21 protein-coding genes are annotated in these 21,791 nt (G+C 66.6%); 11 read left to right on the top strand and 10 right to left on the bottom strand.

Features of this window, described 5'->3' with window-relative positions; all coding sequences use genetic code 11:
• The 4 genes from ACSFCA_RS04020 to ACSFCA_RS04005 are packed head-to-tail and all read right to left on the bottom strand — an operon-like array spanning position 1 to position 3,678.
• Complete coding sequence (locus ACSFCA_RS04020) at positions 1 to 600, bottom strand: DUF2796 domain-containing protein (protein ID WP_258350555.1); 600 nt, start codon at positions 598 to 600, stop codon at positions 1 to 3.
• Positions 597 to 1,505 (bottom strand): sulfurtransferase, encoded by a 909-nt coding sequence (locus ACSFCA_RS04015; RefSeq protein WP_435458710.1) that lies wholly within the window; start codon positions 1,503 to 1,505, stop codon positions 597 to 599. The genes ACSFCA_RS04020 and ACSFCA_RS04015 overlap by 4 nt, the downstream gene beginning before the upstream one ends.
• A gap of 39 nt (positions 1,506 to 1,544) precedes the next feature.
• Positions 1,545 to 2,477, bottom strand: a complete 933-nt coding sequence (locus ACSFCA_RS04010) for a DMT family transporter (protein WP_258350553.1) — start codon at positions 2,475 to 2,477, stop codon at positions 1,545 to 1,547.
• A gap of 58 nt (positions 2,478 to 2,535) precedes the next feature.
• Positions 2,536 to 3,678: an aromatic ring-hydroxylating oxygenase subunit alpha gene (locus ACSFCA_RS04005; protein WP_093075350.1), complete on the bottom strand. Its 1,143-nt coding sequence runs from the start codon at positions 3,676 to 3,678 to the stop codon at positions 2,536 to 2,538.
• Positions 3,679 to 3,905: 227 nt separating this feature from the next.
• Between ACSFCA_RS04005 and xseB the strand changes: the two genes are divergently transcribed.
• The 4 genes from xseB to ACSFCA_RS03985 all read left to right on the top strand — a co-directional run bounded on the left by xseB (position 3,906) and on the right by ACSFCA_RS03985 (position 8,157).
• A complete protein-coding gene (gene xseB / locus ACSFCA_RS04000) occupies positions 3,906 to 4,172 on the top strand; it encodes an exodeoxyribonuclease VII small subunit (RefSeq protein ID WP_007829283.1) in 267 nt (88 codons plus the stop codon).
• Positions 4,169 to 5,089, top strand: coding sequence for a polyprenyl synthetase family protein (locus ACSFCA_RS03995; protein ID WP_258350552.1), 921 nt, complete (start codon positions 4,169 to 4,171; stop codon positions 5,087 to 5,089). Before xseB ends, ACSFCA_RS03995 begins: the two co-directional genes overlap by 4 nt.
• A 20-nt stretch (positions 5,090 to 5,109) precedes the next feature.
• Positions 5,110 to 6,966, top strand: coding sequence for a 1-deoxy-D-xylulose-5-phosphate synthase (gene dxs / locus ACSFCA_RS03990; protein ID WP_435458709.1), 1,857 nt, complete (start codon positions 5,110 to 5,112; stop codon positions 6,964 to 6,966).
• Positions 6,967 to 7,077: 111 nt separating this feature from the next.
• Positions 7,078 to 8,157, top strand: coding sequence for a TRAP transporter substrate-binding protein (locus tag ACSFCA_RS03985; protein WP_093049979.1), 1,080 nt, complete (start codon positions 7,078 to 7,080; stop codon positions 8,155 to 8,157).
• A gap of 56 nt (positions 8,158 to 8,213) precedes the next feature.
• Here ACSFCA_RS03985 and ACSFCA_RS03980 read toward each other — a convergent pair whose 3' ends face one another.
• The 3 genes from ACSFCA_RS03980 to ACSFCA_RS03970 all read right to left on the bottom strand — a co-directional run bounded on the left by ACSFCA_RS03980 (position 8,214) and on the right by ACSFCA_RS03970 (position 10,847).
• Positions 8,214 to 8,702, bottom strand: a complete 489-nt coding sequence (locus ACSFCA_RS03980; RefSeq protein WP_435458707.1) for a hypothetical protein — start codon at positions 8,700 to 8,702, stop codon at positions 8,214 to 8,216.
• Entirely contained in the window at positions 8,699 to 10,240 is a 1,542-nt protein-coding gene (locus tag ACSFCA_RS03975) for a TRAP transporter large permease (protein WP_093049984.1), read from the bottom strand. The genes ACSFCA_RS03980 and ACSFCA_RS03975 overlap by 4 nt, the downstream gene beginning before the upstream one ends.
• Before the next feature lie 67 nt (positions 10,241 to 10,307).
• Positions 10,308 to 10,847, bottom strand: a complete 540-nt coding sequence (locus ACSFCA_RS03970; RefSeq protein WP_435458706.1) for a TRAP transporter small permease subunit — start codon at positions 10,845 to 10,847, stop codon at positions 10,308 to 10,310.
• A 175-nt stretch (positions 10,848 to 11,022) separates the two neighbouring features.
• Between ACSFCA_RS03970 and ACSFCA_RS03965 the strand changes: the two genes are divergently transcribed.
• The gene (locus tag ACSFCA_RS03965) at positions 11,023 to 12,324 is read left to right on the top strand and encodes an SUMF1/EgtB/PvdO family nonheme iron enzyme (protein WP_258350547.1); all 1,302 of its coding nucleotides are present in this window, start codon (positions 11,023 to 11,025) and stop codon (positions 12,322 to 12,324) included.
• Between the two features lie 6 nt (positions 12,325 to 12,330).
• Here the strand turns inward: ACSFCA_RS03965 and ACSFCA_RS03960 are convergent, their stop codons facing one another.
• Together ACSFCA_RS03960 and aptA are read right to left on the bottom strand one after the other, a co-directional pair.
• On the bottom strand, positions 12,331 to 13,773 hold the full coding sequence (locus ACSFCA_RS03960) for an MFS transporter (protein WP_435458705.1): 1,443 nt from the start codon (positions 13,771 to 13,773) through the stop codon (positions 12,331 to 12,333).
• Positions 13,774 to 13,850: 77 nt separating this feature from the next.
• The gene (gene aptA, locus ACSFCA_RS03955; protein WP_435458704.1) at positions 13,851 to 15,206 is read right to left on the bottom strand and encodes an omega-aminotransferase AptA; all 1,356 of its coding nucleotides are present in this window, start codon (positions 15,204 to 15,206) and stop codon (positions 13,851 to 13,853) included.
• A gap of 106 nt (positions 15,207 to 15,312) precedes the next feature.
• On the opposite strand from aptA, the gene ACSFCA_RS03950 reads away from it, so the two are divergent.
• Positions 15,313 to 16,272, top strand: a complete 960-nt coding sequence (locus ACSFCA_RS03950) for a LysR family transcriptional regulator (RefSeq protein WP_435458703.1) — start codon at positions 15,313 to 15,315, stop codon at positions 16,270 to 16,272.
• A gap of 6 nt (positions 16,273 to 16,278) precedes the next feature.
• On the opposite strand, the gene ACSFCA_RS03945 is transcribed toward ACSFCA_RS03950, so the two are convergent.
• On the bottom strand, positions 16,279 to 17,043 hold the full coding sequence (locus tag ACSFCA_RS03945) for a FadR/GntR family transcriptional regulator (RefSeq protein ID WP_435458702.1): 765 nt from the start codon (positions 17,041 to 17,043) through the stop codon (positions 16,279 to 16,281).
• A gap of 206 nt (positions 17,044 to 17,249) precedes the next feature.
• Here ACSFCA_RS03945 and ACSFCA_RS03940 point away from each other — a divergent pair, with 206 nt between their 5' ends.
• Genes ACSFCA_RS03940 through ACSFCA_RS03920 form a run of 5 tightly spaced genes read left to right on the top strand, consistent with a single transcriptional unit; the run spans position 17,250 to position 21,786 of the window.
• Positions 17,250 to 18,455, top strand: coding sequence for an ABC transporter substrate-binding protein (locus tag ACSFCA_RS03940; RefSeq protein WP_093050006.1), 1,206 nt, complete (start codon positions 17,250 to 17,252; stop codon positions 18,453 to 18,455).
• A 25-nt stretch (positions 18,456 to 18,480) separates the two neighbouring features.
• The gene (locus tag ACSFCA_RS03935) at positions 18,481 to 19,341 is read left to right on the top strand and encodes a branched-chain amino acid ABC transporter permease (protein ID WP_093050009.1); all 861 of its coding nucleotides are present in this window, start codon (positions 18,481 to 18,483) and stop codon (positions 19,339 to 19,341) included.
• Between the two features lie 8 nt (positions 19,342 to 19,349).
• A complete protein-coding gene (locus ACSFCA_RS03930; protein ID WP_093076048.1) occupies positions 19,350 to 20,309 on the top strand; it encodes a branched-chain amino acid ABC transporter permease in 960 nt (319 codons plus the stop codon).
• Positions 20,306 to 21,073 (top strand): ABC transporter ATP-binding protein, encoded by a 768-nt coding sequence (locus ACSFCA_RS03925; protein ID WP_435458701.1) that lies wholly within the window; start codon positions 20,306 to 20,308, stop codon positions 21,071 to 21,073. Before ACSFCA_RS03930 ends, ACSFCA_RS03925 begins: the two co-directional genes overlap by 4 nt.
• Positions 21,070 to 21,786: an ABC transporter ATP-binding protein gene (locus ACSFCA_RS03920; RefSeq protein ID WP_435458700.1), complete on the top strand. Its 717-nt coding sequence runs from the start codon at positions 21,070 to 21,072 to the stop codon at positions 21,784 to 21,786. The genes ACSFCA_RS03925 and ACSFCA_RS03920 overlap by 4 nt, the downstream gene beginning before the upstream one ends.
• Positions 21,787 to 21,791 lie beyond the last annotated feature (5 nt).

The following is a 21,791-nucleotide window of genomic DNA, read 5'->3' as shown; positions in this document are numbered from 1 at the left end:
TTACTTGCCCCAGCTCAATCGAGCAGGCTGCGCTGCCTGCGCGCCTGCCGGGCGCTTGAGCTGGCGCTTGAACTGGCCTTGCGCCGTGGCAATCTGCGAGTCGATCTGGCGCAGGCCCTTGAACACGCTGAACAGGTTCAGGTCGATGAACTTCGCGGCGGCCGCGTTGGTGCAATTGAAGGAGAAGGTGGCGTCGAGGTCGGCATGGCCGACGGGCTCGCTCGGGTCGGGGTTGCCCAGGCCCAGCGCGCCGGAGCGCAGGTCGACCGGGCCGAGCTTGCAGTTGGCGGCCGGGTCGACGATGAAGAGCTTGTCGGCTGCGCGCAGTTGCGCGACTGCTTCCTCGACGAGCTTCTTCTCGGCATCGGTCTTGGGCGCGCGTTCGAAGCCGACGATGTTGTCGAGCGGTGACTCCATGTCGATCACCACCGTGGGGCCGTCGACGGCCACGTCGAGCTTGAGCTGGCCGTGCACGTGGGCGTGCTGCTGCTGGGCCTGTGCGGTGAGGAACGGGGCGGCCGCGAGGAGGGCGGCGGCGATGGCGAGGCCGGTGGTGCGGCCAAGGCTTCGGGAACGTCGATTCGTCGTCGTCAATGTCATGGTTCAGCGCCTTGCCGGGTCGGCAGCCCCGGCGTGTTGCTCCATTCGCTCCAGCTGCCGGCATAGAGCGCGGTCGTCCCGAATCCCGCGATCTGCATGGCGAGCAGATTCGGCACGGCGCTCACGCCGCTGCCGCACTGGTGGACGACTGTCGCCGCATCGCGTCCCGCGAGCAGCGCTTCGAACTCGGCACGCAATTGCGATGCCGGCTTGAATTTGCCGTCGGGGCCGAGGTTCTCGGCGAAAGGCCGGTTGAGGGCCCCGGGGATGTGACCGGCAATCGGGTCCAGAGGTTCCACCTCGCCGCGGTAACGTGCACCGGCGCGTGCGTCGATCAGGTTCTGGTCAGGCTGGCCGAGCCGGCGCACTACTGTGTCGGTGGTGACGAGCTTCGCAATCGGCTCGCCCATGACGAAGTTCGACTGGAAGCGTGCGGGCTCCTCGCTGCTCGTGACTTCGCCGCCCGCGGCCTGCCAGGCCTGCAGGCCGCCGTCGAGTACGGCCACGGCGTCGTGGCCCATCCACTTGAGCATCCACCACAGGCGGCCGCAGTAGTTGGCGCCGTTGCGGTCGTACACCACGGCCTGCATGTTGTTGGCGAAGCCGATGCTGCAGAGCCAGCCCGCGAACTTCTCGCGGCTGGGCAGCGGATGGCGTCCGCCCGAGGCGGGCAGGCCGTCTTCCTGCGCCACGACCACCTCGCCGTGCGCGCCGGGGGCACCGTGCTTTGCGCTGAGGTCGGTGTCGAGGTTGGCGTACAGCGCGCCCGGAATGTGCGCGGCCGCGTATTGCTGCGCGCCGCTCTCGGGCTTCATGAGGTCGAAGGTGCAGTCGAACACCATGAGAGGCGTGTCCGTCGATTGCAGCTTGCGGAGTTGTTCGACGCTGATGAGGGTGGTGTACATGGTGTGTGTCCTTCTCTGGTCAGGTCAATGCAGAAAGAGTCAATGTTCCTCGGCCGGCGCCTTGGGCACCGCCCGTTGTCGCAACACGGTTGCAGCAATGCCGCTGGCGATGATAAGGGCCATGCCGGCCCAGCCCGTGGCATCGATACGGTCGTTGAACAGCACCACGCTGTAGAACGCCGCGAACACGATGCCCGAATACTGCAGGTTGGCCACCACCAGTGTGCCGGCCTGGGTCTTGGCGGTGGCGTAGGCGCGGGTCATGCAGAGTTGTCCGAGGGCGGCCAGCAATCCGATCGGCAGCAGCCACATCGCATGCTGCCAGGTCCATGAGCCATGGTCCGAAAACCCGGTGGCCGCCGTGGCGAAGGCTCCGGCCACGGCCGAGCCGACCGCGAAATAGAACACCGTGCGCAGCTCGGGTTCGCCGATGCGCGACAGCGCCATCACCTGCATGTAGGCAAACGCGGCCGTAAGGCCCGACAGCAGGCCCAGCATGCCCGCGAAACCCTCGCTGCCGTTGACGCTGGGCTTGAGCATCAGCACCACGCCCACGAAGCCGGCGAGCACGGTCAGCACCATCGTGCCCTGCAGCGGCGGGCGCTCCACGCGGCCGTCTCGCCCGGGCACCGGCACCCAGGCCAGCAGCGAGCCGCCGACCAGGAAGGCTGCGACCCACACGCTGCTCATGTAGTTGAGGGTGACGGCCGTGGCCAGCGGCAGGTGGGCGATGGCATAGAACCAGGCGCCCAGCGACAGCACGCCGATGGTGCTGCGCCAAGCGTGCATGCCGGGGTATCGGGTGGCCAGCGAGACGCCGCGATTGCGGGCCAGCAGCCAGAGGAACACGATGCCGATGAGGCCGCGGCCCAGCACCATCTCACCGCTGTTGAACCACTCCGAGGCGACTTTCACGACCACGCTCATCGTGGCGAACAAAAAGGCCCCCAGCACCATCCACAGCGCTTGCATCGTTTCGACTCTAAGGTAAGGAAAAAGAGTGCCCCGGCGAGTGCGGGGCGGGCCGGTTTCAGGCTGGTTTCTGCATCGCGGCCTTGTACCACTCGTGGAACTGCTGCATGCCGTCTTCCATCGGGCTCTGGTAGGGGCCGGTTTCGTTGTCGCCGCGCAGCATCAGCGCGCGGCGGCCGGCGTCCATGCGCTCGGCGATCTCGTCGTCTTCCACGCAGGTTTCCATGTAGGCGGCCTGCTGGGCCTCGACGAACTCGCGCTCGAAGGCGACGATTTCCTCAGGGTAGAAGAACTCGACCATGTTGAGCGTCTTCGTCGGGCTCACCGGGTGCAGGGTCGACACCGTGAGCACGTGCGGATACCACTCGACCATCACGTGCGGGTAGTAAGTGAGCCAGATGGCGCCGTACTTCGGCGGCTTGCCGTCGCGGTACTTGAGCAGCTGCTCCTGCCACTTCTGGTAGACCGGGCTGCCCGCGCGGCCCAGGCGGTTGGCCACGCCCACCGTCTGAACCGAATAGCGGGGCTTGAACTCCCAGCGCAGGTCGTCGCAGGTGACGAAGCTGCCCAGGCCCGGGTGGAACGGGCCGACGTGGTAGTCCTCGAGGTAGACCTCGATGAAGGTCTTCCAGTTGTAGTTGCACTCGTGCAGCTCGACGCGGTCGAGCGCGTAGCCGCTGAAATCCAGGTCGGCCTGCGGGCCGAGGCCGGCCATGTCGGCCGCTACGTCGGGGCCGGAGCCGTCGGCGTTTTTCTCGAACAGAAGGCCGTTCCACTCGGTGAGCGGGTAGTTGTGCAGGTTCAGGCAGGGGTCCTGCTCGAAATGCGGGGCGCCGATCAGCGTGCCGGTGGTGCGCGAATCGCTCGCGGCGTAGGTCCAGCGGTGCAGTGGGCACACGATATTGCCGCCGGCCTGGTTGTCGAGCTGGCCCCGGCCCTGAAGGATCAGGGCCTGGCGGTGGCGGCAGACGTTGGAAATCAGCTCTACGCCCTTGGGCGTATGGACCAGCGCCCGGCCCTGATGCTCCTGCGGCAGGGTGTGGAAGTCGCCCATTTCGGGCACGGCCAGGCGATGGCCGACGTAGCGGGGCCCTCGCGCGAAAAGGTTTTGCATTTCGCGGGCGTAGAGCGCCTCGTCGAAATACGCGGAAACTGGAAGTTGGCTCGCGGCCTGCTGCAGTTGAAGACTTAAATCAGACATGGAGGACCTGACCAAGCTCCCCACAGGGAGAAAAAAAGAAAAGAACGGAAGGCGCCGCCAGGAAGGGTCGGCGGCCCGAAGAATGTGTTGACGGCGTCAACGAGAGAAGTTCGCATTGTACCCGGGGGGCATTTTTGTGCCCCCGGCTTTTCACCCGGCCCGGCGGCGCTCGCCAGTTGTTTCGATCCCAGTCCTAAAATGCCCGATTTCACCCACGTTTCGCTTGCATGCCCAAGGTGCCCCCCCCTTCCTCGTCCAGCCCGGCGGCAACGCCCGATACGGGCCCGTTGCCTGCCAGTTACGAAGCCGGGCTCCAGGAGCTGGAGCAACTGGTGGCGGAACTCGAATCGGGCCAGTTGCCCCTCGACCAGCTGCTAGTCAGCTACCAGCGCGGTGCGGCGCTGCTCGCCTTCTGCCGCGACAAGCTGCAGGCGGTCGAAGACCAGATCAAGGTGCTCGATTCGGGCAGCCTGAAGGTCTGGACGCCTGAATGAGCGCCGCCGCGCTGAAATCCAGCCATTGGGACGCCCGCACGCTAGCCGGCTGGAGCGACCCCCACCTGGCGAATGTCGAAGCGGCGCTGTCGCGCTGGGTCGGCGTCGACGCCCCCGTGCTGCTGGGCGACGCCATGCGCTATGCCGTGCTCGACGGCGGCAAGCGGCTGCGGCCGCTGCTGGTGCTGGCCGCCAGCGAGGCCGTCGGCGGCAACCGCGCCGCCGCCCTGCGCGCGGCCTGCGCTACCGAACTGATTCACGCCTATTCGCTGGTGCACGACGACCTGCCGTGCATGGACAACGACGTGCTGCGCCGCGGCAAGCCCACCGTGCACGTGAAATTCGGCGAGGCCGATGCCCTGCTGGCCGGAGACGCGCTGCAGGCCCTGGCCTTCGAGCTGCTCACGCCCGCTGGCGACGAGATTCCCGCTGCCACCCAGGCCCTGCTGTGCCGCCTGCTCGCGCGCGCTGCGGGTAGCCAGGGCATGGCCGGCGGCCAGGCCATCGACCTGGCCAGCGTCGGCATTGCGCTTGACGAAACGCAGCTGCGCGAAATGCACCGCCTGAAGACTGGCGCGTTGCTGCAGGGCAGCGTCGAGATGGGCGCCGCCTGCGGTTCGGTCACTCCTGCGGCATTGGCCGCGCTGCGCGACTACGGCGCGGCCATCGGCCTCGCGTTCCAGGTGGTCGACGACATCCTCGACGTCACGGCCGATTCGCAGACCCTGGGCAAGACCGCCGGCAAGGACGCCGCGGCCGACAAGCCCACCTATGTGTCGCTGCTCGGCCTCGACGGCGCGCGCGCCCAGGCCCGCCAGCTGCTGGCCGATGCGCTCGCCGCCCTCGAAAAGAGCGGCCTGGCGGATACCGCAGCCCTGCGCGCGCTGGCCCACATGGTGGTCGACCGCGACCGCTGAGAGAAAAGAACAACCCCCACATGGCTCCGCTGCTTCCCACACTTCACGACCCCTCGCCGATCCGCAAATACGACCGGGCCCAGCTGCGCCAGCTGTCCGACGAGGTGCGCGCCAGCGTGCTCGACAACGTCTCGCGCACCGGCGGCCACCTGAGCTCCAACCTCGGCACGGTCGAACTCACGGTCGCGCTGCACCATGTGTTCAACACGCCGCACGACCGACTGGTGTGGGACGTGGGCCACCAGACCTACCCGCACAAGATCCTCACGGGCCGGCGCGAGCGCATGCCCACGCTGCGGCAGATCGGCGGCATCTCGGGCTTTCCGCAACGCAGCGAGAGCGAGTACGACACCTTTGGCACGGCCCATTCGTCGACCAGCATCTCGGCCGCGCTCGGCATGGCCATGGCCGCCAAGCAGAAGGGCGAAGACCGCCACACCGTGGCCATCATCGGCGACGGCGCGCTCACGGCCGGCATGGCCTTCGAGGCGCTGAACAACGCGGGCGTGTGCGACTGCAAGCTGCTCGTGATCCTGAACGACAACGACATGTCGATCAGCCCGCCGGTGGGCGCGCTCAACCGCTACCTCGCGCAGCTGATGAGCGGCAACTTCTACGCCGCCGCCAAGAACGTCGGCAAGAGCATGCTGCGCAACGCGCCGCCGCTGTTCGAGCTGGCCAAGCGCCTGGAGCAGCATGCCAAGGGCATGGTCGTGCCGGCCACGCTGTTCGAGCAGTTCGGCTTCAACTACGTGGGCCCGATCGACGGCCACGACATCGACTCGCTGGTGCCCACGCTCGAGAACCTCAAGCACCTCGACGGCCCGCAGTTCCTGCACGTGGTCACGAAGAAGGGGCAGGGCTACAAGCTGGCCGAGGCCGACCCTGTGGCTTATCACGGCCCCGGCAAGTTCGATCCGCAGGTTGGGCTGGTCAAGTCCGCCGCGGTGGCCAAGCAGACCTTCACGCAGGTGTTCGGCCAGTGGCTGTGCGACACCGCCGCGCACGACGGCCGCCTCGTGGGCATCACGCCCGCGATGCGCGAAGGCTCGGGCCTCGTTGAATTCGAGAAGCGCTTTCCCGATCGCTACTACGACGTCGGCATCGCCGAGCAGCACGCCGTGACCTTCGCGGCCGGCCTGGCCTGCGAGGGGCTGAAGCCGGTGGTCGCGATCTACTCGACCTTCCTGCAGCGCGCGTACGACCAGCTGATCCACGACGTGGCGATCCAGAACCTGCCGGTGGTGTTCGCGCTCGACCGCGCGGGCCTCGTGGGTGCAGACGGCGCCACGCACGCAGGGGCGTACGACATCCCGTTCCTGCGCTGCATTCCGAACATGAGCGTGGCCTGCCCGGCCGACGAGCGCGAGTGCCGGCAACTGCTGTCGAGTGCCTACGAGCAGAACCACCCGGTGGCCGTGCGCTATCCGCGCGGCTCGGGCGCTGGTGTCGCGCCGCACCTCACGCTCGAATCCTTGCCCTTCGGCAAGGGCGAGATCCGCCGCGAAGGCAAGCGCATCGCCATCCTCGCGTTCGGCACGCTGCTGTACCCCGCGCTCAATGCCGCCGAGTCGCTCGATGCCACGGTGGTCAACATGCGCTGGGCCAAGCCGCTCGACGTCGAGCTGTTGCTGAAGGTCGCGGGCACGCACGATGCCATCGTCACGCTGGAAGAGGGCGCCATCATGGGCGGCGCGGGCAGTGCGGTGCTCGAAGCACTGCAAGCCGCCAACGTGCAGAAGCCGGTGCTGCAACTCGGCTTGCCCGATCGCTTCATTGAACACGGCGATCCGGCCAAGCTGCTGGCGTCGATCGGGCTGGACGCGATCGGCATCGAGGCATCGATCCGCGAGCGCTTCGTTTCGAGCGCAGGGTAAACCCCTGCCGGCGGCTGTAAGCGCGTTTTTACAATCGTCCGGACTTAGACAAAAGTCCCCAACGCGGTCACAAGCCGCGTTTTGTTTTTCCAAGAACTCGGAGAGCTATCAATGGATCGTCGTTCCCTCATCAAAAACGCCGGCATCGCGGGCGTTCTGGCTGCCGGCATCGCACCCGCGGTTCACGCCCAAGCCACCGTTCGCTGGCGCCTGGCGTCGAGTTTTCCCAAGTCGCTGGACACCATCTTCGGCACCGCCGAGGTGTTCTCGAAGAGCGTCAGCGACATGACGGGCGGCAAGTTCCAGATTTCCGTGCATGCCGGCGGCGAGCTGATGCCCGCGTTCGGCGTGGTCGACGGCGTGCAGAACGCCTCGGTCGAAATGGCCCACACGGCCCCGTACTACTTCTACGGCAAGGACCCGACCTTCTGCCTGGGCTGCGCAGTGCCCTTCGGCATGAACACCCGCCAGCAGAACGCCTGGATGTACGAAGGCAACGGTCTGAAGCTGATGCGCGCGTTCTACGCCAAGTACAACATCATCAACCTGCCGGGCGGCAACACGGGCGCGCAGATGGGCGGCTGGTTCCGCAAGGAAATCAAGTCGGTCGCCGACCTGAAGGGCCTGAAGTTCCGCACCAACCCGTTCGCGGGCAAGGTGCTCGAGCCCTTCGGCGTGATCCCGCAATCGATTCCCGGCGCCGACCTGTACCCAGCGCTCGAAAAGGGCACGCTGGACGGCCTCGAATGGGTCGGCCCGTATGACGACCAGAAGCTGGGCTTCAACAAGATCGCGCCGTTCTACTACTACCCCGGCTGGTGGGAAGGCGGCCCCGAGCTCGACTTCTACATCAACACCAAGGCATGGGAAGGCCTGTCGGCCGAGTACAAGGCCATCGTCGAGGCAGCTGCCGCGCACGCCAACATCACGATGACGGCGAAGTACGACTCCAAGAACCCGATCGCGCTGAAGCAGCTCGTGGGCTCGGGCACCAAGCTGCGCCCGTTCTCGCAGGACGTGATGAACGCCGCCTTCAAGTCGGCTCAGCAGATCTACTCGGACCTGAACAACACCAACCCCGAGTGGAAGAAGATCTACGGCGACTGGTCGAAATTCCTGGCCGACCAGAACGCCTGGTTCCGCTACACGGAAGGCACGTTCGACCGCTTCATGCAGCAGCAGAAGCTGTAAGCAGGCGCCTCGCGCACTGCATGCAAAAAGCCCCGCTGGAACCAGCGGGGCTTTTTTTATTTCGTCGACCCGGTCTCGGCTTCAGGTGCGTCCGGCTTCGGTGGAATGGAGCGCTTCGCCACCTGTTCGCCGAAGGCCACGAGCACGCTCGCATCGGCCGAGTGGAACCACGTCATGCCGCCGTAGCGCCGCCGCACCAGCAGCCGTGGCGCGATCACGCGTTCGAGCATGCGGATGTGCACCAGCTTGAGCTGGGCCACTTCCTGCGCGCTCACGCGCTTGTTCCAGAGCCAGGTCTGGATCAGCACGTCGCCTTCGAGCCGGGTGCGGCTGTAGACGATCCAGTAGCCGACCCACACCACGCACAGCGCCGCAATGCCGAACACCACGAGGGCGCTCGTGGACCACGCGGTGCTGCGCAGCGAGGGCAGGCTCCAGATCGCGAAGGCGAAGAGATCGACCACCAGCACCACCGCCAGCGTGCGCAGCAGCGCAGGGAAGGCGGGGCTTTCGAGCGGGGGGGTGCTGCCGCCGTCGTCGCTCACGGCTTGGTGGCTTCGCCGGAAGCCGGCGGCGCCGCCGGTGTTTCTTCCGGCGTCTTCTTCTCGTTGCCGAACGGGTCTTCCATGTTCACGCCATTGCTGTCGGGCGCGGGCGGCGGCTCGGCGTCGGCAGGCATGTCGAGGTTGACCTTGTCGATGTCGACGACCTTTTCCTTCTCGAGGAATACGGTGACGGTCTGCGGGAAGAAGATCACGATGGCCACCAGCAGCAGCTGCATCAGCACCCACGGCACGGCGCCCAGGTAGATGTCGCGCGACTCCACCTTCTTGGGTAGCGCCCCGTTCTTGAAGAGGGTGTCCGCGATGCCCCGCAAATAGAACAGCGCAAAGCCGAACGGTGGGTGCATGAACGAGGTCTGCATGTTCACGCACAGCAGCACGCCGAACCACACCATGTCGATGCCCAGCTTGTGGGCCACGGGGCCCAGCAGCGGCAGGATGATGAAGGCGATCTCGAAGAAGTCGAGGAAGAACGCGAGGAAGAACACGAAGATGTTCACCGCGATCAGGAAGCCCACCTGGCCGCCCGGCAGGCCCGAGAGCATGTGCTCGATCCACTTGGCGCCGTCGACGCCCTGGAATACCAGCGAGAACACGCGCGAGCCGATGAGGATGAACACCACCATCGCCGTCAGGCGCATGGTGCCTTCCATCGCGTCCTTCATCAGCTGCCAGTTCAGGCGGCGATGGATCAGCGCGAGGATGAGAGAGCCCACCGCGCCCATCGCGCCGGCTTCGGTCGGCGTGGCGATGGCCTTGTCCATGAAGGGCAGGCCGCCCATCGAGCCGAGCACCGCAAAAATCAGGATGGCTGAGGGGATGATGCCGCGCAGGCACTTGCCCCACAGCGCCCAGCCGTTCAGCGTACGCGCGCTGGCCGGCAGGCCCGGCACGTAGTGCGGGCGCAGCCGCCCGACCATGAAGGTGTAGATCGCGAAGATGATGACCTGCAGGATCGACGGACCCCAGGCGCCCTTGTACATCTGGCCCACGTCGGTGCCGAGCTGGTCGGCCATGACGATCAGCACCAGCGAAGGTGGCACCAGCTGGGTGATGGTGCCCGACGCGGCGAGCACGCCGGTCGAGTAGCGCATGTCGTAGCCGTAGCGCATCATGATCGGCAGCGAGATCATCGCCATTGCAATCACCTGGCCGGCCACCGTGCCGGTGATGGCGCCGAGGATGAAGCCCACGATGATCACCGAGTAGCCGAGGCCGCCGCGGATAGGGCCGAAGAGCTGGCCCATCGAGTCGAGCATGTCCTCCGCTAATCCGCATTTCTCCAGTACGGCTCCCATCAATGTGAAGAACGGGATCGCGAGCAGCGTCTCGTTCGACAGGATGCCGAACACGTTCAGCGGCAGGTTGGCCATGAAGCCGGCCGGGAACCAGCCCATCTCGATGGCGAAGAAGCCGCAGATCAGGCCGAGGGCCGAGAGCGAGAACGCGACCGGGAACCCGATCAGCATGATCACCACGAGCCCCGCGAACATGATCGGGGCGAAATTTTCCATGTGCATTTCTACTTATCCTGCGGTGCGGGAGAGGGCTAGGCCAGAAGGGGCGCGGGGATGCGAAAAGCGCCCGTCACTGCACCGGCTTCTCGTAGTGCGTGTCCATCTCGATCAGGCCGCGCAGGTAGGCAATGCGCTTGATGATTTCGGCAACGCCCTGCAGGAACATCGCGGCAAAGCCCACGGGCATCAGCAGCGCGGCGGGCCAGCGGATCAGGCCGCCGATGTTGCCCGACATCTCGCCCGTGACCCACATGTTCCAGAACATGGGCCAGGTGACGTAGGTGAAGAGGGCCATCACCGGCAGCAGGAAGAAGGTCAGGCCGAACAGGTCGACGTACACCGGCCCGTGGCCCTTGAGCTTGCCGTAGATGATGTCCACGCGCACATGCTCGTTGAAGCGAAGCACCACGGGCGCGCCGAGCATCACGGTGGCGGCGAACAGGTACCACTGGATCTCGAGGAACGCGTTGTTGCTGAAGTCGAAGCCGTAGCGGACGAGGGCGTTGGCCGCCGAAATGAGCGAGGCCGCCAGGACGGCGTAGCCGGCGATTTTGCCGAATTTTTCGCTGATCCAGTCCATGCCGGTCGCGAATTTGAGGAATGCAGACAAGGGGGTGTCTCCCGCGAAGCCCAAGGTGAAACGCCGGCTCCTGGTGGGAGCTGCGCAAAGCCCGAGATGTTACCCCGTTGAACCTTTGTATCTACTTGGCATGAGGGGCGGGGTTTACCCGGAATCCGGGTCTTGTCCGGGGCGTGGGAGGCGGCCCTGGTCGCCATAATCGTCCATGTCTTCGCGCCTGCCGCCTTCGACGCCTTCGGGCGCCATGGGCCTGCCCCATTCGATCGATTCGCCCGACATGTGCCGCGCGGGCCGCGAGCTGTTGTCCCTGGCGCTGATCGACGCGCGCAACCACACGCTGCACCTGCTGTCGCTCTACGAGGAGGCCCTGGGCGCCGAGGCGCTTGCCGTGCCGCCCGTGCCTGAGGAAGAGGGCGTGGTGCCGCCGGTCTGGCTGGCCGGCCACATCGGTTGGTTCGCCGAATGGTGGATCGGGCGCAACACGCAGCGCGCCTTCGGCGTCGACTGCCCGGTGCGGCCCACGCGCCTGGCGCCCATCGACCCCGGCGCCGACGACTGGTGGAACCCGTCGCAGAGCACACCGGGCCGCCGCTGGTCGCCCGACCTGCCGGACCTTGCCCAGACCAAGGCCTACCTGCTCGAAACGCTGGAGAGCACGCTCGAACTGCTCGAGAACGCGGCCGAGACCGATGCCGGCCTGTACTTCTACCGCCTCGCGCTGTTCCACGAAGACCTGCGCGGCGAGCAGTTCGTGGTAATGGCGCAGACGCTGGGGCTGCCGCTGGGCGTCGAGCAGGCGCCCATCGCCGTCACGCGCGAGCCGCTGCTGCTGCCGGCCACGCGCTGGGAGCTGGGCATGCCCGAGGGCGGCTTCGCCTTTGCGCAGGAGCGCGCGGCGCACCGGGTCGACGTGCCCGAGTTCGAGATCGACGCGCAGCCCGTCACCTGGAACCAGTACATCGAATTCGTCGACGACGGCGGCTACGACCGCGAGGAGCTGTGGCATGGCGAAGGCTGGCGCTGGCTCGGGGCGCAGATCGAAGGCCGGCGCGGGCCGCGCCATGTCGAGCAGATCGGCGCGGCGCGCAACGGCACGGGCGGTTCGGTGCTGCAGCAGCGCTTTGGCGTGACCGTGCGTGCGGCAGGCCATCACAGCGCCGTGCACCTGAGCTGGTGGGAGGCCGACGCCTGGGCGCGCTGGGCCGGACGGCGCATCGCGACCGAAGTCGAATGGGAGATCGCCGCGCACACGGCCGCGCGGCGTGGCTTCCGCTGGGCCGACGTGCATGAATGGACGGCGGGCACGCTGCAGCCGTGGCCCGGGTATCGGGCCGATCCGTGGAGCGCGGGGGGAGAGTTCGATCCTGCGGCTGCTTTCGGCCGGGCGCGCGTGCTGCGCGGGGCTTCGTTCGCGACGCGTGCGCGTCTTCGCTCTCCGCGACGCCGCGGCTTTGCGTTGCCCGAGCGTGACGACGGCTTCTTCGGTTTCAGAACCTGCGCGCTGTAGAGACGGTCAGCGTTCGCCGCCGGCTTCGGAAGACAGCGGCGGCGCCACTTCCTCCAGCGGCTTGCGCTCAGCATCGGCCGCATAGCGCAAGGCCAGCAGCCCCGCGACGATGACCAGCACCGCGCCGATGCCGTAGCCCACCATCACCGCGCCCCGGCTGCCGGTTTCGATCAGCAGGCCGAACAGCAGCGGCGCAGCGAAGCCGCCCGCACCCATGCCGACCGCGTAGAAGATCGCGATGGCCATGGCCCGCATCTCCAGCGGAAACACCTCGCTCACCGTGAGGTACGCCGAGCTCGCCGCCGCCGACGCCAGGAAGAACACCGCCGACCAGCACAACGCCTGACTGCGCGCGTCGAGCCAGCCCATCATGAAAGCCCAGCCCGTGAGCGCGAGGCCGACGCCTGCGAGTACGTACGTCAGCGCAATCATCCGGCGCCGGCCCACGCTGTCGAACAGCGGGCCCAGCAGCAGCGGCCCGAGCACGTTGCCCAGGGCAAACGGAAAGATGTAGAGCGCCACGCTGCCTTCGGGCACGCCGTAGAAGCGGGTGAGCACCAGCGCGTAGGTGAAGAAGATCGCGTTGTAGAAGAAGGCCTGCGAGATCATCAGCGCCAGCGCGACCATGCTGCGCTGCGGGTAGCGCCTGAGCAGCACGCGCGCCACTTCGCGCATCGACGGGCTGTTGGCGCGTGCGGCCGTGTAGTTCACGACAAGGCCTTGCGGTGCGGGCAGTGGGCCGTGCTGGGTCTCGATCTCCGCTTCGATCTGGTCGACGATGCGTTTTGCCTCGTCGGCGCGTCCGTGTGCAATGAGCCAGCGCGGGCTCTCGGGCACGTCGCGCCGCACCAGCAAGATAGCTACCGCCAGCACCGCGCCCAGCGCGAAGCCCGCGCGCCAGCCCCACACCGGGCCGATCACGCGCGCGTCGAGCAGCACCAGGCTGAGTGCCGCGCCCAGCGCCGCGCCTATCCAGAAGCTGCCGTTGATCGCGAGGTTGACGCGCCCGCGCACGCGCGCCGGAATCAGTTCGTCGATGGCCGAGTTGATGGCCGCGTACTCGCCGCCGATGCCAAGCCCCGTGACGAAGCGGCACAGCGCGAAGAAAGCAAAGTTGGGAGAAAACGCCGTGGCCAGCGTGCCGACCGTGTAGACCACCAGCGTGATGAGAAAGAGCTTCTTGCGCCCGAGCCGGTCGGTGAGTCGGCCGAAGAGCAGGGCGCCGAGCACCGCACCCGCCACGTACACCGAGCCCGACAGCCCGATCTCGCCGGCCGTGAGCCCCAGCGTGTCGGGCCGCTCCAGCACCGCGCCGATGGAGCCGACCAGAGTGACTTCGAGCCCGTCGAGCACCCAGGCCACGCCCAGCGCGATCACCACGCGCCAGTGCCAGCGCGACCACGGCAGGCGGTCCAGGCGGGCGGGGATGTCGCTGCTCAGTACCGTCATGCCGCCGATTATTGGAAGGCGGCCGGCATGCCGCCTGTAGGACCCGGCCTCCGATCAGGCCGGGAGCCGAAGCAGGCTCAGGCCGTCTCGGCCAGTGCGTCGGCCAGTGCGTTGACCATGCGGTCGATCTCGGCCTTCTCAGCGATGAAGGGCGGGGCGAGCTGGATGGTGTCGCCGCCGTAGCGCACGTAGAAGCCCTTCTTCCAGCAGTTCATCGCGATCTCGTACGGACGGCGTGCAGGCTCGCCCGGCAGCGCGGCGATCGTGATGCCGGCTGCGAGGCCGTAGTTGCGGATGTCGGTCACGTGCTTGCTGCCCTTCAGGCTGTGCACGGCGTTCTCGAAATGCGGCGCCAGCGTCTGCACGCGGCCGATCATGTCTTCCTTCTGCAGCACGTCGAGCGCTGCGATGCCGGCGGCGCAGGCCACGGGGTGTGCGCCGTAGGTGTAGCCGTGCGGGAACTCGAGCATGTAGTCGGGGCCGCCGGCGGCCATGAAGGTGTCGTAGATCTCTTTGCTGGCGACCACGGCGCCCATCGGTTGCGCGCCGTTGGTCACCTGCTTGGCGATGTTCATGATGTCGGGCGTCACGCCGAAGGCTTCTGCGCCGGTGAGCGCGCCGCAGCGGCCGAAACCGGTGATCACTTCGTCGAAGATCAGCAGGATGTTGTTGGCCGTGCAGATGTCGCGCAGGCGCTTCAGGTAGCCCTTGGGCGGAATCACCACGCCGGCCGAGCCAGCGAAGGGTTCGACGATCACGGCCGCGATGTTCGATGCGTCGTGCAGCGCGATCAGGTCGAGCAGGCGGTCGGCCAGCTCGGCGCCGTTCTCGGCCATGCCGCGCGTGAAGGCGTTCGATGCGAGCTGCGTGTGCGGCAGGTGGTCGGCTTCGACGCCCTGGCCGAAGAGCTTGCGGTTGGCCGCAATGCCGCCGACCGAGATGCCGCCGTAGTTGACGCCGTGGTAGCCCTTCTCGCGGCCGATCAGGCGCGTCTTGCTCGCCTGGCCCTTGGTGCGCCAGTAGGCGCGCGCCATCTTCAGCGAGGTGTCGGCTGCTTCGGAGCCCGAGCCGGTGAAGAACACGTAGTCGAGGCCCGCGGGCGTCATTTCCTTGATCTTGTTGGCCAGCTCGAAGGAGAGCGGGTGGCCGAACTGGAAGGCGGGCGAGTAGTCGAGCTTGGCGATCTGGCGGCTCACCGCCTCGGTGATTTCGGGGCGGCCGTGGCCAAGGCCCGAGCACCACAGGCCCGAGAGGCCGTCGAAGATCTTGCGGCCGTCGATGTCGGTGAAGTAGGCACCCTTGGCCTCCACGATGATCCGCGGATCGGCCTTGAAGTTGCGGTTGCCGGTGTAGGGCATCCAGTGCGCATCGAGCCAGGCGGCGTCGGTGCGCGCGGTGGGCGTCGGTTCGATGGCGGGCGTTGCGAGGGTCATGGCGCTTCCCGCGCAGGGCGGGCTCCGGGGGTGATGGGATGTGCCGATTGTTGGCAGAGCCTTCAGTGTGGAGAATGGCGCAATATCAATGTTCACTTGACACTTCATGCAAGTAAAGGCCAAAGCCCGAAGCGGTGCCCAAAACAGTGCCCGCAACCGCGCCGTTCTGGGGCAGCTCAGCGACATGGACCTGCGCCTGCTCAAGGTGTTCAAGAGCGTGGTCGACTGCGGCGGCATGGCGGCCGCCGAACTGGAGCTGAACATCGGCACTTCCACCGTGAGCCGCCACGTGAAAGACCTGGAGACGCGGCTGGGCCTCGTGCTGTGCCGGCGCGGGCGGGCCGGCTTTGCGCTCACTGCCGAGGGGCAGCGCGTGTACGACGAGACGCTGCGCCTGCTGGCCTCGGTCGACGCCTTCCGCGGCAGTATCGACGACATCCACAACCGCATGGGCGGGCAACTTGACGTGGCGCTGTTCGACAAGACGGCGACCAACCCGAAGGCCCGCATCGGCGATGCCATCGCGCGTTTCACCGAGATCGCGCCCGAGGTGACCCTGGCGCTGCACGTGGGCTCGATCAACGCCATAGAGCAGGGCGTGCTGGAGGGCAATTTCCAGATCGGCATCATCCCGGCGCATCGCAGCTCCAAGAGCCTTGTGTACGCCGACCTGTTCGACGAGACGATGCTGCTGTATTGCGGCGCGAAGCACCCGCTGTTCGGCGCCGATCACGCCAGGCTCACCTGGGCCAAGCTGCGCGAGCACCATTTCGCGGGGCTCGGCTACCACTCGCCGAACATGGAGCTGAGCCACCGCGCGAAGCTGTCGCGCAAGGCCACCGGCTTCGACCAGGAGGCGATCGCGACGCTGATTCTTTCGGGGCGCTTCCTGGGCTTTCTGCCCGACCACTACGCGCAGGTGTTCGAACAGCGTGGGCTGATGAAGGCGGTGCTGCCGGCGCGTTTCAACTATGCGTGCCGCTTCGTCAGCCTGCTGCGGCGTTCGCCGAAGCCGTCACGGGCGGTGTTGGCGTTTCAGGAGTGCCTGGAGAAGGCGCACCGGTAAGGCAGGTCAGCGCTGCCCGCTCGGCAGCAGCAGATGCTTGGCGCCGATGTGCGCCTCCATCTCGTGCATGTGCTGCTCGGCATCGACCATGTGCTCGGCCATCAACCGGCGCACTTCATCGGCGTCTTCCTTGCGGTAGGCCGCCAGCAGCTGCGTGTGATAGTCGACGTTGGCCTCGCCGAAGTGGTGATGGTCCAGCGCCTTCTTGTAGACCACGAGGTCGCGCAGCAGGTCGTTGAGAAAACGGCACATGAAGGAGAGCACCGGATTGGGGCAGCTCTCGGCCAGCATCGTGTGAAAGCCGAGTTCGGCCTCGCGCTGCGTGCGCAGTTCGTCTTCGTTGGTCGGCTCGATGGTGCACAGGCGGATGTTTTCTTCGAGCTGCTCGAACTGCTCGGGCGTCAGCTTGCCCACCACGCTCACGGCCAACTCGGGCTCCAGCGCCTTGCGCAGCTGGTAGATGTGGTGCCCGTCGAGATGATGAAAGTGCAGGAAGTTGCGCAGTGGCTCCGATGCATGGTCCACCGACACCTGCTGCAGATACGCCCCGCCGCCGGGGCCGGTGCGGATGGAGACCAGGCCGCGCACCTCCAGCGCCTTCAATGCCTCGCGCACCGTGCTCTTCGAATAGCCGAAAAGCTCGATCAGTTCTTTCTCGTTCGGTAGCCGGTCGCCGGGCTGCTTGCGCTCCGCCACGATCCAGCGCTTGACGTCTTCGACGATGACGTCCGAGAGCTTTTGCCGCTTCGGGCGGTTCTGCCCCACTCTCATTCACACGCTCCATACCCATCGGGAGATGCGCGGGATGCGCAACAGCGGGCGATCTTAAACGGCGTCAAGCGAAGAGGCGGTCTGGTTTTGGGCACAAGGATTGCTAGAGGGTTTTTACCAGCATATTAATCCGATTTATCCGCTTAAATTCGCCAGCGCTCGCAGGCACCACCTTTTCCTTACTTCCCACCACGACCGGAGAACTCATGCAACGCAGACACCTTCTTCAGCTGGCCGCCCTGTCGGCTGCCCCCGCTTCGCTCCTGGGCGGCCGCGCCGCCTTTGCCCAATCGGCGGACGCGATCCGTTTCGGCTGCCCGGTCCCGATGTCGGGTGCGTTCGCGGCCAACGGCAAGTTCGCCGACCTGGGCATGAAGCTGGCCATCGAGCAGTACGGCAGCGTGCTGAAGCGCCCGCTGGCCTACACGGTGCTCGACACCGAAGGCAAGCCGGCCACTGCGGTGCGCAAGGTGCAGGAAGCCTCGCAGCAGCAGGGCGCGAAGTTCTTCGCGGGCGGCATCCTGTCGTCGGAAGCGCTGGCCATGGGCAAGGAGGCCGAGAAGGCCGGCGGCCTGTTCATCACCACTGCCGGCGCCGATGAAATCACCGGCAAGGACTGCAACCCCGCCACCTTCCGCTGGTCGGTGCCCACCTTCGGCGCCATCGAGCAGACGGTGCGCCCGCTGATCGCCTCGATGCCCAAGGCCAAGCGCTGGTACACCATCACGCCGCAGTACGTGTTCGGCGATGGCCTGCTGAGTGCGGCCAAGAACATCTTCCAGGAGAAGGGCATCGAACACGTGGGCAACAGCTACCACTCGCTCAACGAGAAAGAGTTCAGCGGCTACCTCACCAACGCCATGGCCGCCAAGCCCGACGTTCTGCTGCTGCTGAACTTCGGCGCGCAGTCGTCGGCCGCGCTGCGCCAGGCGGTGAGCTTCGGCATGCACAAGAACATGACGATCCTCATGGCCTGGGCCTCGGGGCTGGAGCAGTTCGACGAGCTGGGCGCCGACCTGTGCGACGGCGTCTACTTCGGCGCGCAGTACTGGCACACGGCCGACACCACGCTCAACAAAGACCTGGTGAAGCGCACCGCCGACAAGCTCAAGATCGTGCCCAACTACAGCCTCGCCGGCTCGTACGTCTGCACCAAGATCCTGATCGACGGCATCGTGAAGGCCGGCACCGTTGACCAGAAGGCAGTGATCGCCGCGCTCGAAGGCATGAAGTTCGACGGCCTCACGGGCACGGAAGAAATCCGCAAGGCCGACCACCAGGTCATCAAGGACTACTACCTGCTCAAGGGCAAGGCCAAGTCGAAGATGAAGGACGCCGCCGACTACGTTGACGTGGTCAGCTCCGGCAAGTCCTTCCTGCCCGTCGACAAGACCGGCTGCAAGCTGGCCTGAGCACACAAAGGACACCGACGCGCCCATGTCCGTCTACCTGCTCCAGACCATCAACGGAATCGGCATTGGCATGCTGTATTTCCTGCTGGCCGTTGGCTTGTCCATCGTGTTCGGCCTGCTGCGCTTCGTGAATTTCGCGCACGGGGCTTTCTATCTGCTGGGTGCCTACCTGTGCTACCAGGCCATGCAGTGGGGCCTGAACTTCTGGGTCGCGCTGCTCGTGGTGCCGCTCGCCGTCGGCGCACTCGGCTGGCTGGCCGAGAAGCTGCTGCTGCGCCGCGTGTACGCCAAGGCGCACGAATTCCACATCCTCGTGACGGTCGGCCTCGCGCTCGCGGTGCAGGAAATCGTGATCGTGTTCTGGGGCCCGCTGGGCAACAGCGTGGCCACGCCCGACCTGTTGCAGGGCGTGGTCATGTGGGGCGCCTTCGTCTATCCCAAGTACCGGCTGTTCGTGATCGGCTTTACCGCCGTGCTCGCGGTGCTGCTGTGGTGGGTGCTCGAAGGCACGCGCCTGGGCAGCGCGGTGCGCGCGGGCAGCGAATCGACCGAGATGGTCTCGCTGCTCGGCATCAACGTGTTCCGCGTGTTCAGCCTGGTGTTCGCGCTCGGCGCGGCCACTGCCGCGCTGGCCGGCGTGCTGGCCGCGCCTATTCGCGGCGCAGAGCCCTTCATGGGCGTCGAGGCGCTGAGCGTGGCCTTCGTGGTGGTGGTGATCGGCGGGCTCGGCAGCTTCGGCGGCGCGCTCGTGGGCGGGCTGGTGATCGGCATCGTGCAAAGCCTCATGAGCACCATCTGGCCGCCGGGGGCGAGTTTGATGATCTACATCGCGATGGCAGCCGTGCTGCTGCTGCGCCCGCATGGCCTGCTCGGCCGCAAAGGATGAACAACGCCATGCCGAGAAAAATCACATTCCTCCTGGCGCTGATTGCCGCGCTGGGCCTGCCGCTGGTGCTGAGCTCAGGTTCGCTCGCGAGCGAAGTGCTCATCTACGCGCTGGCAGCGCTGGGCTGCAACCTGCTGCTGGGCTACACGGGGCTGCTGTCTTTCGGGCAGGGCATCTTCTTCGGGCTGGGCAGCTACACCATCGCAATTTTGCTCACGCGCCTGCACCTGCCCATGCCTCTCGCATTGCTCGCGGCCATGGCCATGGGTGCGATCGGTGCGGCAGTGGTCGGCTGGGTTGCCATCCGCCAGCGCGGCACCTACTTCGTGATGCTCACGCTGGCCTTCGCGCAGATGTTCTATTTCATCGCTTACACCGCCACCGACCTCACGGGCGGCGACAACGGCCTGCTCGACGTGCCGCGCCCCGGCTTCATGGACACGCCGTGGAAGTACTACGCCTTCGTCGCGGTGATCTTCCTGATCGCCTTCGGCTTGCTGCTGCGCGTGACCGATTCGATCTTCGGCCGCACGCTGCTCGCCATTCGCGACAACGAGGACCGGGCCGCCGCCGTGGGCTACGACCTCAAGCGCTTCAAGCTGCTGGCCTTCATGATCTCGGGCGCCGTCACCGGTCTTGCGGGCGGGCTGCACGCCATGATGACCGGCATTGCGCCGCTGTCGAACGCCGAGTACCACACGAGCGAGATGATCCTGGTCATCACCGTGATCGGCGGCACCGGCAACCTGTTTGCCTCGGTGCTGGGCTCGGCCTTCTATGTGCTGCTGGCCGACTGGCTCTCCACGCTGTGGCCGCGCTGGCTGCTGCTGCTGGGCCTGCTGCTGATCGGCGTGAGCATCGGCATGCAGCGCGGGCTCTGGGGGCTGGGCGAGGGCATCTGGAAGCGCATCTTCCGGCGGACGCCACCGGCTCCAAACGCCCCTGCCGCGCAAGGAGAAAAGGCATGAGCGACGTTCTCATCGAAGCCATTGGCGTCACCAAGCATTACGGCAAGTTCGCCGCGCTCGGCGGGGTCGACCTGAAGATCAGGCGCAACACCGTGCATTCGGTGATCGGCCCCAACGGCGCCGGCAAGACCACGCTGTTCCACATGCTTACGGGCACCGGCACGACCACGGGCGGCCGCATTTTGTTCGACGGCCACGACGTCACGCGCGAGCCCGACCATCGGCGCGTGCAGCGCGGCATGGCGCGCTCGTTCCAGGTCACTGCGCTGTTCCTGAGCCTCTCGGTTCGCGAGAACCTGCGCGTGGCTGCGCAGGGTGTTTCGCCGCGCCAGGCCATGAACTGCTGGCGCGCGCCGGTGGGCGAGCTGGCCTGCACGCAGACGGTGGACGAGGTGCTGCAGCGCGTCGGGCTCGAACGGCTGGCGAACACGCCGGCCAGCGAGCTTTCGCATGGCCAGCAGCGCCGCCTCGAAGTGGGCATGGCGCTGGCCGCCAAGCCGAAAGCCATCTTCCTCGACGAGCCGACCTCGGGCATGGGTATCGACGACCTCGACGACATGAAGCAGCTCATTCGCAGCCTGCGCGACCGGCACACCGTGGTGTTGATCGAGCACAACATGAACATCGTGATGGACATCTCCGACACCGTGACCGTGATGCAGCTGGGCCGCGTGCTCGCCGAGGGGCTGCCAGGCGACATCCGCGCCGATGCGCGGGTGCGCACGGCCTATCTGGGCAACATGATCACCGGAGGCAAGGCATGAGCGGCGGGAAGAACATCCTCGAAGTCGAAAAGCTCCATGCGCACTACGGCAAGAGCCACGTGCTGCAGGGCATCTCGATGACCGTGGGCGAGGCCGAGCTCGTCACGCTGTTGGGGCGCAACGGCGCGGGCAAGTCGACCACGCTCAAGAGCATTGCCGGCGCGGTCACGCCCACGAGCGGGCGCGTGCGCTTCCAGGGCGCCGACATCGCGGGCATGCCGCCGCACCGTATCGCCACGCGCGGCGTGTGCCTGGTGCCCGAGCACCGCGGCGTCTTCAAGCTGCTGACGGTGGAAGAAAACCTGCTGCTCGGCCTGCGGCGCGAATCGCCCTGGCAACTGGCCGATATCTACCGCATCTTTCCGCGCCTCAAGGAGCGGCGGCGCAATGGCGGCGGGCAGCTCTCGGGCGGCGAGCAGCAGATGCTGGCCATCGGCCGCGCGCTCATGAACCACCCGCGCCTGCTGATCCTCGACGAGCCGGTCGAGGGCCTGGCGCCGGTGATCGTCGAGGAGATCGTCGCGCAGCTGAAGACCATCAAGGCGGCCGGCGTGGCCATCCTGCTGGTCGAGCAGAACCTCGAAGTCTGCGTGCAGCTGGCCGACCGCCACTACATCGTGGAGCAGGGCGTGATCGTGCACGAGGCCGGCAACGCAGCTTTCATGGCCGACCATGAAGTGAAAGACCGCTATCTGGGCGTGGGCCTTGCTTGAGGCTT

It is taken from the genome of Variovorax multivorans (assembly GCF_051216835.1).
In the GTDB taxonomy this organism is placed as follows: domain Bacteria; phylum Pseudomonadota; class Gammaproteobacteria; order Burkholderiales; family Burkholderiaceae_C; genus Variovorax.
This window is presented reverse-complemented; position numbering and strand designations above follow the sequence as displayed.